This window comes from Myxococcus faecalis, from assembly GCF_050039385.1.
GTDB classification, from domain to species: domain Bacteria; phylum Myxococcota; class Myxococcia; order Myxococcales; family Myxococcaceae; genus Myxococcus; species Myxococcus fulvus.
In genome coordinates, this window is sequence record NZ_CP144336.1 from 3,783,170 (window position 1) to 3,794,951 (window position 11,782).

The window sequence follows — 11,782 nt, forward strand, 5'->3', positions numbered from 1 at the left end:
ACCGTGCATCTCCAACGGGGCGCCCCGGGTTCCTTCGCCAGCGCGCTTCAATCCGCGCGCATCGCCACCAGCGGCGAGACTCGCATCGCCTTCCGGGCCGGCAGGTAGCAGGCCAGGAGCCCGCAGGCCGTCAACAGCACGCAGACCCCCAGGAAGGTCCACGGGTCCGTCGCGGTGACGCCATGGAGCCAGCGCCCGAGCAGTCGCGAGAGCACGAGCGCACCCACGAGCCCCAGCGCCACGCCCGCGAGGATGCGCTGGACGCCCTGCCGCAGCACCAGCCACAACACGTCCGACGCCTGGGCCCCCAGCGCGGCCCTCACTCCGAACTCGTGCGTGCGCTGCGCCACCGTGTACGCCATCACACCCGCCAGCCCCAGCAGCGTCAGCACCAGCGCCGCCCCCGCGAAGGCCCCGAGCAGGAGCGTCACGAAGCGCTGGGGCACCAGCGCCTCGTCGACGAGGCCCTCCACCGTCCGCGCCTCCGACAGCGCGAGCCCCGCGTCCAGGGCCCGCACCTCCGCGCGCACGGTGGGCAGCAGGGACATCGGGTCGCGAGACGTGCGCAGGAACACCGTCAGGGCGTTGAGCGGGAACTGCGCGTGAGGGACATATACCTCCGGCTCCGGCGCGGCGCCCAGCGACTGGTGCCGCACATCCCGCACCACGCCGACAATCTCCTTGGGCGCCTCCCCGCCCCAGCCCAGTCGCAGCCGGCGCCCCAGCGGGGACTTCCCCTCCAGGTGGCGACGGACGAAGGCCTCGTTCACCAGCACCACCGGAGGCGCCGTCCGGTCATCGGCCACCGTGAAGTCCCGGCCGGAGACCCGCGAGATGCCCAGCGTGCGGAAGTAGTCGAGGCCCACGAAGCGCAGTCGCGCCTCGTCCTTGCGCGGGGGCGCCCCCTCCAGTTGTACGCTGGTGCCGTTGTCCAGGCCGCTCAGGGGCAGGAACTCGGCGGTGCTCACGGAGAGCACCCCGGGCACCCCGCCCAGCCGCTCCGTCAGTCGCGCGTAGAACGCGCTTACAGCCGACGAGCGCATCGGATAGCGGGAGACCGGCAGGTCCAGTCCCACCGCGAGCACCCCGCGCGTGTCGAAGCCCGGGTCCACCTGGGTGAGGCGCACCAGGCTGTTCACCAGCAGCGCCGCGCCCACCAGCAGCACCAGCGCCAGCGCCGTCTGCGCCACCACCAGCGCGCCGCGCACGCGCAGGGCCGCGCGGCCCCCAGTCGTTCCCCGGGCCGCGTCCTTGAGCGCCTCGCGCAGCCCCGGCTCTGTGGCGCTGAGCGCGGGAAAGAGCCCGCAGGCGAGCGCCGTCACCAGCGACAGCACCATCGCGAAGCTGGCCGCGACCGCGTCCACCCGCACCTCGTCGAGCCGGGGCACGCCGGGCGGCGCGAACGCCTTGAACACGTCCACCCCCCACACGGCGAGCAGCAGCCCCAGGGCGCCACCGAGCAGCGACAGCACCCCGCTCTCCGTGAGCATCCATTGGACGACGCGCGCGCGGCTGGCGCCCAGGGCCAGGCGCACCGCCACCTCGCGGCGCCGCACGGTGGCCCGGGCCAGCAACAGGTTCGCGACGTTGACGCAGCCGATGAGCAGCACGCAGACGACGGCGCCGAAGAGCAGCCACAACACCGGCCGGATGGGCCCGACCAGGCGCTCGTGTCCGGAGACGACCCGCACCTGCGTGTACGAGCTGGCGTCCGGATACGTCCTCGCGAGCTCCGTTGAGAGCGTGTCCATCTCCCGCCGCCCCGCCTCCAGCGAGACGCCGCGCTTCAGCCGGGCGAGGGCCGCGTCGTAGCGCATGTAGCCCCGGCTGGTGGGAATGGTGCCGCCGTACACGCTCGGCTCCGCGTCCACCGCCACGCTGACCCACAGGTCCGCGGACTCGCGCTGGAGCGGGAAGGTGAAGCCCTCCGGCAACACGCCGATGATGGTGAAGGGCAGCTCGTCCAACCGCACCACGCGCCCCAGCACGCCCGGGTCTCCTTCTCTCGCGCCAGGGAAGTGCTTGCGCCAGAATGCATGACTCAACACCACCGGACGCGTGCCGTCGGGCCCCCCGCCAAGCCGGTCCTCCTCGGGAAGGAAGGTGCGCCCCAGCAGCGCCGACGTGCCCAGCAACGGGAACAGGTCCGCGGAGACGATGGCGCCCGTGACCCGCGTCGCCTCGCCGTCGCCGCTCAGCGTGAAGCGCGTGGAGGTGTACACGGCGATGCGCTCGAAGGACGTGGCGCCCGCGCGCCAGTCGAGCAGGTTCGGATACGCGACGCCGCCCAGCTCCCCCTGCTTCTCCTGCTGCAGGACGACCAGCCGCTCCGGCGCCGTGTACGGCAAGGGCCTGAGCAACACGCCCTGCAACACGGAGAAGAAGCTCACGTTCGCGCCGATGCCCAGTGACAGCACGAGCACCACCACCAGCGTGAAGCCCGGAGCGCGCCACAGACCCCGCACGGCATATCGAAGGTCCTGCCAGACTGCCGTCATGCCGCGTCCTCCGCTCGGGGAATCTCCCCGGGCATGGAATTAGCGTGCCATGCGGGACGCCCTCGGCGCGCCTGTCCTCGGTGAGGCCGCCGCTCCGCTTCTGGGACGCGCGCATCCCAGACGTGGAACGCGCCACACGGGCCCGAGGGAGTCACCCGGTGCTACGCTGGACCCCACATGTCCGCGATTCCCACGGGCTACTGGGGCCCGAGCACCTCGACCGTGGATTGGTGCGAGACGAACTACCAGCACTTCTTCCACATCGGCGAGCTGTTCAACTCGGCCTCCAGCCTGGTGCTGGTCCTCGTCGGCGTGCTGGGCGTCGTGCTCCACTGGCGCGTGCTGGAGCGCCGGTTCCTGCTCGCCTTCGGACTGCTCGCGCTGGTGGGCGTGGGCAGCACCGCGTTCCACACGACGCTGCGCCGCGAGCACCAGATGCTGGACGAGCTGCCGATGCTCTATCTGGCCATCGTCATCGTCTACATCCTGCTGGAGGACCGACCCCAGCGGCGCTTCGGGCGCTGGTTCCCGTGGCTGTTGTTCTGTCACGCGGTGTTGGTGACGTACCTGACGGCCTTCACGCGCGGCGCGCTCCAGTTCTTCCTCTTCCAGGTGAGCTTCGCGTCGCTGGAGTTCTTCGCGCTCGGCCGCACCTACGTCCTCCAGCGGCGCAGCCCGGATGCGAGCACGAAGCGGCTGTTCCAGCTCGGCATCGCGTCCTATGCGCTCGCCATCGTGCTGTGGGTCAGCGACATCCAGTTCTGCCCCACGCTCAACGAGACGCTCCCCGCGCACGGCATCCCCAACCCCCAGTTCCATGCCTGGTGGCACGTGCTGGTGGCCTTCGGGTTCAACGCGCTCCTCCTGGTCATCGCGAAGGAGCGACTGCGGACGCTGGGGAAGGACTCACGTCTCGGCAGGCTGCTGGGCGTGGTCCCGCGCGTGAAACTGACGCCGCCCGGAACGTGAGGCGTCAGCTCAGGCCCAGCTTGCACTCGGGGAGCGCGAGCCGGAGCTGCTCGAGCTCCTGGGGCGGCAGCGTCGTCGAGTAGAGGTCCAGCGTCCTGAGCCACGGCATCCGGAAGAGGACCGGGGGCACCGTCGTCAGGGGCGTGGACTGGAGGTCGAGGAAGGCCAGGCGACGCAGCCGCTCCAGCGAGTCGGGCAAGGTCGTCACGCCGGTCTGCCGCAGGTTGAGCGACTCGAGTGACTCGAGGTTCCCCAGCTCCGGCGGCAGCTGCGCCAACGCGGGGTTGAAGGACAGGTCCAGCTTCTTGAGCTTCGTGAGTCGCCCCAGCTCCGGTGGGACCTGCTGGATGCCCGTGGTGCGCACCCAGAGGGACTCCAGCTCGGTGAACTCGCCGATGACCGGCGGCAGCTCCCCCAGCTTGCGGCCGTTGAACAGCAGCTCCTTGGAGTCGCGCGGGAACCTGTCGAACAGGACGAAGGCGCCCTTGGCCTTGGACGCGGCCGCCCTCGGGAGGGAGGCCTGCGCGAGGTCCGGCGGCTCCTGGGAGGTGGCGCCCTCCTCCGCGCCCTGGAGTGACTCGGCCATCGAGCCCAGCTCCTCCGCGAGCCAGGCGGAGAACGGCCCCAGTTCGTCCACGGGGAGGCTCTCCTCCACGCTCCAGACGACCAGCCCGTCGCCCTGGGTGCCCTGGCCGAAGGCGAAGCCGTTGACGTCCTCCAGGTCGCGAGCGGCGAACATCACGAACGCGTACGTGTGCGTCCCCGCTTCGCGCTCGGCGCGGACTTCGCTCCAGTGCCGGTCGGGGACACCGGTCTGCTGGGACAGGCTCACCCGCCAGCGCGGCGGGAGGAAGCCCAGCGTGGACTCGGAGGTCGACAGCCACCGATAGCCGAGCGCCTCGATGAACTCGACGTACTCGGCGGGCAGCAGCGACGCGATGTCGGGCACGGCCGAGAACGGCACGACGCGCGGCTCCAGGTCCTCCGCGTAGCGCCCCACGGCGCCCCTCCCCAGCACCTGGGTGGCCTGCTTCTCCACCTTCTTCCACTGCATCGTCGGCGACACGGACTTCTTCGGCATGTCCTGTTCCCTACCCGCATCCGAATCCGTGGGGGAAGCGCGAATGCATCCTGGAGCCCGGCGCGTGACGCCGGCGCGCCCGACCTCCCTGTATTCCAGGCCAGTCCACGCCTCCTCGAAAACATCTGCTCCCACTTCAATCCCACCTCGTTTGCCGCGCCAACGGCAACCATGTTAGGAATTGAGCCCATCCCCGCAATGGCATTCCAGGAGGTTCTCGTGACCCGGAACGTGAAGCGATTGCTGGCTTTCGCCCTGCCGCTGTCCCTTGCCCCGACCAGCGGCCTCGCCGAGCCATCCTGGACAGAGACCTTCGTGCTGCCTGCGCGCCCCTCGACTCCGGGTGCCATGCCCCTGCTGTGCATGGCGTGGCAGGAGTACTACGTCCTGAACCTCACCGGCGTCACGGTCTCGTCATCCGGGACCCTGACCCCTCCCTTCCCGAACTTCGTCGCCGCCGGCGGTTTCGCTTCGGCGGGAGTGTTCACCAACCTTCCGGGAACCCACCAGTACCTCTTCACGACCAACCCCTCGGATCCGTTGGGCGCCGCGAAGACGTGCATCTGGCAATTCTCTGTCACCCGCGACAGCAACGGAGTCTTTTCCGGCGTCATCAACCAGGCCTCCGCCGGCAATCAGGGGGTCCTCTGCACCATCGACCCGACGCAATCCTATTTCGACCCCTCCACCTGCCGGAGCCAGGTCGTCACCTACATCCAATGAGCTGCAACTCCTGACACACCACGCTCAAAACTTTCCTTCGAGCGCCGAGGTAGCGACCGACCCGGTCAGGGTCCGTTTGAACTGACTGGGATAAGGGTCCAGGATTCGCCGCGCCCGAGCGGAGAGCGATTCCCGCGCCGTCGGGCGCTCCCATGAAACGAATTGCGCTCCTTCCTGCCCTGCTCACGCTCATTGCCTGCGCGGCTTGTGGTCCCGCGACCGTGGAGTCACCCCCTCCCGCCACGGACTCTCAGACCGCGGCCCTCGCGACGCCACAATGGCTCCCGACCACCTCGGCGCTGTATGCGCGGGGCAACGCCACCGCCACGCGGCTGGCTACCGGGCAGGTGCTCGTCGTCGGAGGCAGCATCTCCGGCGCCGTGACGACCACCGCGGAGCTGTACAACCCGGCCAACGCCTCGTGGACGCCCACGGGCTCGATGACGGGCGCTCGCAGCGAGCACACCGCCACCCTGCTGGACAACGGCCGCGTGCTGGTGGCGAACGGCTACGGCGGCGGGGGCGCGGGCGTCGTGCTCAACACCGCGGAGATCTACTGGCCGACGACGGGGACCTGGACCGCCGCGGCCGCTTCTCCCTCGACTCGCACGGTGGGGCAGGCCGCGAAGCTCACCACGGGCAAGGTGCTCATCACCGGCGGCTACTCGGGCGCCATCGGCATCCTCTCCAGCGCGGACCTCTATGACCCGTTCACCAACAGCTGGACGGCCACGAGCATGAACGGAGGTCGCTACCGGCACACGCTGACCGCGCTGCCCGGCGGCAAGGCGCTCGTCGCGGGTGGCAGCAGCCGGCTGAGCACGCTGAGCACCGCGGAGCTGTTCGACTCCGCGACGAACAGCTTCACCCATGCCGCCCCGATGAGCCGGGCGCGCCACAGCCACACCGCCACGCTGCTGCCCTCCGGCAAGGTGCTCATCGCCGGTGGCAGCGGCACCAACACAGCGGAGCTGTACGACCCGGCCACCAACACCTGGACGCCCACCGGCTCCATGTCCCGCGCCCGCTCCAGCCACCACGCCGCGCTGCTGCCGTCCGGCAAGGTGCTCGTCTTCGACAGCAGCGGCACCAGCGAGCTGTACAACCCCGCCACGGGCACCTGGAGCATCACCGCGCCCCTGCTCTCCAGCCGCACCGGCGGCGTGTCCGCGCTGCTGCGCTCCGGGCAGGTGCTGCTCTCCAGCGGCGCCATCGGCGCCACGCCCACGGCGTCCTCGGAGCTGTATGAGCCGGGACAGCAGTCGTGGAGCGCCACCGGCTCGCTGTGGGTGGGACGCTGCCAGCACACCGCCACGGAGCTGCCCTCGGGGGCGGTGCTCGTGGCGGGCGGCTCGAGCTCCGGCACCCCGCTCGCGAGCGTGGAGTCCTATGACCCGGCCACCAGGACCTGGACGTCGCTGGGCTCGATGACGCAGGCGCGCAGCGGACACGTGGCCGTGCGGCTGCCGTGGGGACAGGTGCTGGTCATCGGCGGCAATGCGTCCACCACGCAGACCACGACGGAGCTGTATGACCCGGACACCCACACGTGGACGGCGCGTGGCAGCCTGAACAACGCGCGCGAGGGCTTCACCGCGACGGTGCTGCCCACCGGGAAGGTGGTCGTGGCCGGTGGACGAATCAACACCATCAACTACCTGACCAGCGCGGAGGTCTACGACCCGGCCACGGGCACCTGGTCGGTCACGGGCAGCCTCAACTTCGGCCGCGCGGACCACAGCGCGGTGCTGATCCCGGATGGCAAGGTGATGGTGGCGAGCGGAACGTACTTCACCAACTCCATGACGACGCAGACGCCGACGGTGGAGCTCTATGACCCGACCACGGGGGCGTGGACGTACACCACCAACATCGCCTGGGCCGGGAGGAGCGACTTCACGCTGGACGTGCTGGGCTCCGGGCTGGCGCTCGCCGCGGGCGGACGCACGGGCAACTCCCTGAACTTCGGCGCGCTCTCCGTGAAGGTGGCGGATGTGTACTCGCACACCACGGGCACGTGGACTCCGGTGGGGAGCCTCGCCACCACGCGCCACGAGCACTCGAGCGCCCTGCTCGCGTCGGGCGCGCTCATGGCGGCGGGAGGCCTGTCGCGCGTGGGGGGCGGACAGCCCGTCACCACCACGCTGGCCAGCGCGGAGCTGTTCGACCCGGCGACGAACACCTGGAAGGAGACGGCGGGCATGCGCGTCGCCCGCGCGGGCTTCACGCTGACGCCGCTCTACACCCAGGAGGTGCTCGCGGTGGGCTGCGGGCCCGCCGGTGAGCCCTCGGCGGAGCTGTACACGCCGTAGCGGCGTGTCACGGGGCGACGGTGCTTCGGGCCCGTCGCCCCTCGTCATTCGAGCCTCACGTGCCGCTCGAGGCCGTTCAGATGAGGCGAGTGCTCGCCTCTCCGAATCCGTCAGGCCCGACTCAGCTCTTGTGGGCTGGTGCGGAGGCAGACGAGATGTCGGCGTTCTCGTCCTCACCGCCCGCGGCGCCGTCCGCGCCGTAGGAGAGGACGACGGGGCGGCCGCCCTCGTTGAGGTACACGTAGTCGTTCTGCCACGGGTCCTTGGGGAGCTGCTCGAGGACCCGGCTCTCCACGAGTGCGCCGAGCCCCGCGCTCGTGTCCGGGAAGTGTCCTGTCTTCGTGTAGTGGAGCTTGAGGGCGGTCTCGATGTTCTTGATGTCCAACGAGGCCCTGTCTCCCTTCGCTTCTCCCAGCATGGGCATGACGGCGACGCCGACCGCCGCGGCGATGAGCCCGAGGATGGTGATGACCACCATGATTTCAATGAGCGTCATGCCGCGACGGTGACGGCGGTGCTGCCTGGACTTGTTCCGGTTCATGACTGTTCTTCACCTCATGTGACGTTCTGGCAGGGTCGCTTTCGTCGCGTGCGTCGCCATGTCGTTGCAGCGTCTGGCTTCACACGTGGCGCTGACCCGCGGCCCTTCCTCCGACCACCGGAGAGAAGCGCCACGAGGAGGCCAGTGCAGACCTCGTGCCGGCATGAGGTTCGTCCTGTTCGGGGCCGTTGTCGGCGAGGCCCCCAGGCCGAGATTTCCCACTCAGGGGCTCTGCGACAACTCAGTTCTTCGGCGCGGGCGCCGCAGCGGGCTTCGACGCCTCCGCGATGCGCTTCACCACGTCATCGACGATGTCGTTCGGGATGGGGATGGACAGGTTGTACTGGGCGATCTTCCAGGTGGCGCCGTCCTTCACCAGCACGCCGCTGCCACGGCTGGGCCCCAGGTTCGGCGTGTCGAGCACCTCGTCGAACCAGGCCACCTTGCCGTCCTTGGACACGGTGATGTGGCGCGAGGTGACCTTGAAGGTCCACGCCTTGCCTTTCGAGAAGTAGGGCTTCGCCCACGCGCGGAACTCGTCGCGCGTCCAGCGCTCGGTGGCGTCGGTGCCCAGGTAGATGGCGTCGGGGGTGAAGTATTTGAAGTAGCGCGCCTCGTCCGCCTGGGCGGCGGCCAGGTGCCAGTCATCCAGCACCGTGGTGATGGCGGCCTTCGGGTCAGCGGCCTTGCCCGTCACGGGGGCGGCGGAGAGCACGAACAACAACAGGGAGACAGTGGACACGCGAAGCGACCTCGTCGATGAGAAGTTCGGGGTATGAAGCGGCACGGCCCACCCCCGGGTCAAGCGCACCCGGGCTGGCCAGAAAGGTGTGAGTCGCGTGGTCCTCGAGAGCTTCCAGGTCGGTGAGGGGGATGTGCCCACGGTGCTGCTGCACGGCTTCCTGGGCACGGGGCGCAACCTGCGCTCGCTGGCGACGGCGTGGAGCGCGGCGGACCCTCGGCGCCGCTTCCTCCTCCCGGACCTCACCGGCCATGGCGCCTCCCCTGTCCCGCCGCCCAGCTCGGACCTCTTCAGCGTGGCGCGCGACGTGGTGGACACCGCGCGGGCCCAGGGCTTCAGCGGCGCGCTCCACTGGGTGGGCCACTCGCTCGGAGGCCGCGTGTCGCTCGCCGCCAGCCTCCACGTCCCGGAGGCGGTCGCCCACGTCTCGCTGCTCGACATCGCGCCGGGCCCCGTGCCGTACGACTTGTCCGACAGCGGCATGGTGCTGGGCATCCTCCTCCAGGCGCCGCCGCGCGCGCCCAACCGCAAGGACATGCGCGCCGAGCTCACCTCGCGTGGGCTGTCCGACCACCTGGCCGACTGGCTCGTGATGAACCTGATGCCGGAGGGAGAAGGGGTGCGCTGGCGCTTCGACCGGCAGGCGCTCGCGGAGCTGCACTCGCGCGTCAACGGCACGGACCTGTGGGCCGCGGTGGAGCGTCCGGACCGCCCGCCCATGCGCGCTGTCCGAGGAGGCCGCTCGCGCTACGTCTCCGACGCCGAGGCCGCGCGCCTGGAGGCCGCTGGTTGCCCGGTGACGACGTTCCCCAACGCCGGCCACTTCGTCCACGTGGACTCGGCCAAGGAACTGCTGGAGTGGCTCCTGCGCGAGTGAGGCCCTGCTCGAAGCCAGGGCCGCGAGGAGGCGACATGTGGAGCACACACCCGGCACTCAACGATGATGCCCGCGCATTGCTGGCGACTCGCCGGGGGATTCTCCATGTGGCTCCGCAGAGCACTACCGCTGCTCGTGATGATGTGTATCCCTGGCTGTGCGACGAGCCGGGTCGTGCGGCTGGAGACGGAGCACGGCTCCGTGACGCTCACCCCGTACGAAGACGTCGGCGGTGAGGTCGAAGAAGCCAGAATCGACGACGCTGAGTTCGAGGAGTCACTGGCGGCGCTGGCCCGGGACGTTCCGCCCTTCCGCCATCCCATGAAGGAGGCACGGGAGCTCTTCGGCGTGCCCACACGCAGCGGTGTGTACCGGTACGAGCGCGGCCCATCACGGCTCATTCCCCAGTCCCAGGAGGATGGAGCGGGCCCCCACCTGCTCGAGTCCTATGCGGACGACGAGCTGACGCGCGCCTATGGCCAGTGGTGCGAACGACGTGACCAGCCTGGAGACTGCTTACGTCTGCTCGATGAAGGCCCTCTATTGGCCAGCGATGGCAAGTACACGCTGGCGCTGGCCATCGCCCTCGGCTCCGTATGGGAAGCGTCGCTGGAGGCCCTCGATGACATGACGGACCCGAGCGCGGTCATGGCCACCCTCACCTCCGCGGTGACCATGTACCTGCTGCTCTGGGCGCTCCCCGAGCCCGTGTCCAAGGGCGTCGCGGCCACGTTGACGGCCCTTGCCATCGCCTACCTCGGCGTGGACACGGTGTGGAGCCTGCTGGATGGATGGCTGACGCTGGTCCGCGCGGTCGACCAGGCCAGGACCTTCGAGCAACTCCACTCGGCCGGCGAGTCCTACGGCGAAGTCCTCGGGGAGAACTCAGCACGCGTCTTCTTGATGTTGGCCACGGCCGCCATCGGCAACACGGCCGGACTCGCGGCGAAGGCCCCTCGACTCCCAGGTTCGGCGCAGGCAGCCCTCGCCGTGGAGACCCAGGCCGGCTTCCAATATGCGGCGGTGGGAAGCGTCCGGTCCATCGCGCTCACTTCGGAGGGATTCACCGTCGCACTCGCGCCGAATGCGCTGGCCATGGCGAACCAGGGCATGGGCAAGCCCCAGAAGCATCACATCGCCACGAACAAGAACGATGTCTCCACGGCGCGAGGAGGACCTTGGACACCACGATTCCGAGAGCTCTTCACCCGCGCCGGGATGGAACTCAAGGACCCGGAGAACATCGTCAAGGTCGCAGGCCATAAAGGCCCCCATCCCATGCGTTATCACAAGCAGATCGACGAGCGACTGAGGCAGGCTTTGTCAGGATGTCGAACCGTGGTGGATTGTCGCAAGGCACTCACCAGCGAGCTGCGCAAACTCGCCCAGGAAGCACAGACGCCCGGGACACGACTCCATAAGCTTCTGACGCAGGGCTAGTGTGATAGCTAGAGCATCCGTCATGCCGAACCCACCGCGCTACTTCAGGCTCAGCGAAGACGTCCAAGGCGGGAACTGGTACCTGGGAGACCCCTCGGGCGAGACGGGTCAGGAGGTCGAGGACATCTGGGCCTTCGCGATGGGACAGCCCATCCCGCCTCCAGGCCGTCTGACGTTTCCCATCAGAGAGCCTGGACGACGATTGGACTTCTGTATGGCAGGCGTCGGGAGCGCGCCCATCGTCCATGTCCGCGTGGCCCACCTCTTCGCGGAGCTGGCGCCCGACGACGTTCAGCTCTTCCCCGTCGATGTCGAAGGCACTCCAGAGCAGTACGTCATGCTCGTGGCCACCAAGCTCATCCGCTGCATCGACGACCAGGCCACCGAAGAGGTCCTCTACTGGAAGCCGGAGGATGAACGTCCGGACAAGCTCGACCAGTACCGCAGTGTCTTCGGCATGCGAATCGACTCGACGAAAGTGGGCGGAGCCAAGGTGTTCCGCACCTGGGGATGGACCATCGCCCTCATCGTCTCCGAGGACCTCAAGGTGGCCCTGGAGCAGGCCAAGGTCACCGGGGCCGCGTTCGAGGAGGTCTGAC

At 69.3% G+C, this 11,782-nt stretch carries 10 protein-coding genes; 6 read left to right on the forward strand and 4 right to left on the reverse strand.

The genetic code is table 11. From position 1 onward, the window contains the following. Nucleotides 1-47 precede the first annotated feature (47 nt). Nucleotides 48-2,498 (reverse strand): ABC transporter permease, encoded by a 2,451-nt coding sequence (locus tag VZQ01_RS14920; RefSeq protein WP_426748174.1) that lies wholly within the window; start codon nt 2,496-2,498, stop codon nt 48-50. Nucleotides 2,499-2,675: 177 nt separating this feature from the next. On the opposite strand from VZQ01_RS14920, the gene VZQ01_RS14925 reads away from it, so the two are divergent. Next, nucleotides 2,676-3,467, forward strand: coding sequence for a ceramidase (locus VZQ01_RS14925; RefSeq protein ID WP_426748175.1), 792 nt, complete (start codon nt 2,676-2,678; stop codon nt 3,465-3,467). Nucleotides 3,468-3,471: 4 nt separating this feature from the next. Here the strand turns inward: VZQ01_RS14925 and VZQ01_RS14930 are convergent, their stop codons facing one another. Beyond that, nucleotides 3,472-4,548 (reverse strand): leucine-rich repeat domain-containing protein, encoded by a 1,077-nt coding sequence (locus tag VZQ01_RS14930; protein ID WP_426748176.1) that lies wholly within the window; start codon nt 4,546-4,548, stop codon nt 3,472-3,474. Nucleotides 4,549-4,767: 219 nt separating this feature from the next. On the opposite strand from VZQ01_RS14930, the gene VZQ01_RS14935 reads away from it, so the two are divergent. Continuing rightward, nucleotides 4,768-5,271 carry a hypothetical protein gene (locus VZQ01_RS14935; RefSeq protein WP_223782463.1) on the forward strand — a complete coding sequence of 168 codons (504 nt, stop codon included), beginning with the start codon at nt 4,768-4,770 and terminating at the stop codon, nt 5,269-5,271. Nucleotides 5,272-5,492: 221 nt separating this feature from the next. Next, nucleotides 5,493-7,583 (forward strand): Kelch repeat-containing protein, encoded by a 2,091-nt coding sequence (locus VZQ01_RS14940; RefSeq protein ID WP_426748177.1) that lies wholly within the window; start codon nt 5,493-5,495, stop codon nt 7,581-7,583. A 121-nt stretch (nt 7,584-7,704) separates the two neighbouring features. Here VZQ01_RS14940 and VZQ01_RS14945 read toward each other — a convergent pair whose 3' ends face one another. After that, nucleotides 7,705-8,124, reverse strand: a complete 420-nt coding sequence (locus VZQ01_RS14945; protein ID WP_426748178.1) for a type II secretion system protein GspG — start codon at nt 8,122-8,124, stop codon at nt 7,705-7,707. A gap of 241 nt (nt 8,125-8,365) precedes the next feature. Then, nucleotides 8,366-8,866: a nuclear transport factor 2 family protein gene (locus VZQ01_RS14950; RefSeq protein WP_426748179.1), complete on the reverse strand. Its 501-nt coding sequence runs from the start codon at nt 8,864-8,866 to the stop codon at nt 8,366-8,368. Between the two features lie 97 nt (nt 8,867-8,963). On the opposite strand from VZQ01_RS14950, the gene VZQ01_RS14955 reads away from it, so the two are divergent. From VZQ01_RS14955 to VZQ01_RS14965, 3 genes are all read left to right on the forward strand, one after another. Then, entirely contained in the window at nt 8,964-9,743 is a 780-nt protein-coding gene (locus VZQ01_RS14955; protein ID WP_141332316.1) for an alpha/beta fold hydrolase, read from the forward strand. Nucleotides 9,744-9,848: 105 nt separating this feature from the next. Further along, complete coding sequence (locus VZQ01_RS14960; RefSeq protein ID WP_426748180.1) at nt 9,849-11,183, forward strand: AHH domain-containing protein; 1,335 nt, start codon at nt 9,849-9,851, stop codon at nt 11,181-11,183. 22 nt (nt 11,184-11,205) lie between these two features. After that, nucleotides 11,206-11,781 carry an imm11 family protein gene (locus tag VZQ01_RS14965; protein WP_223745891.1) on the forward strand — a complete coding sequence of 192 codons (576 nt, stop codon included), beginning with the start codon at nt 11,206-11,208 and terminating at the stop codon, nt 11,779-11,781. Nucleotide 11,782: the final 1 nt, after the last annotated feature.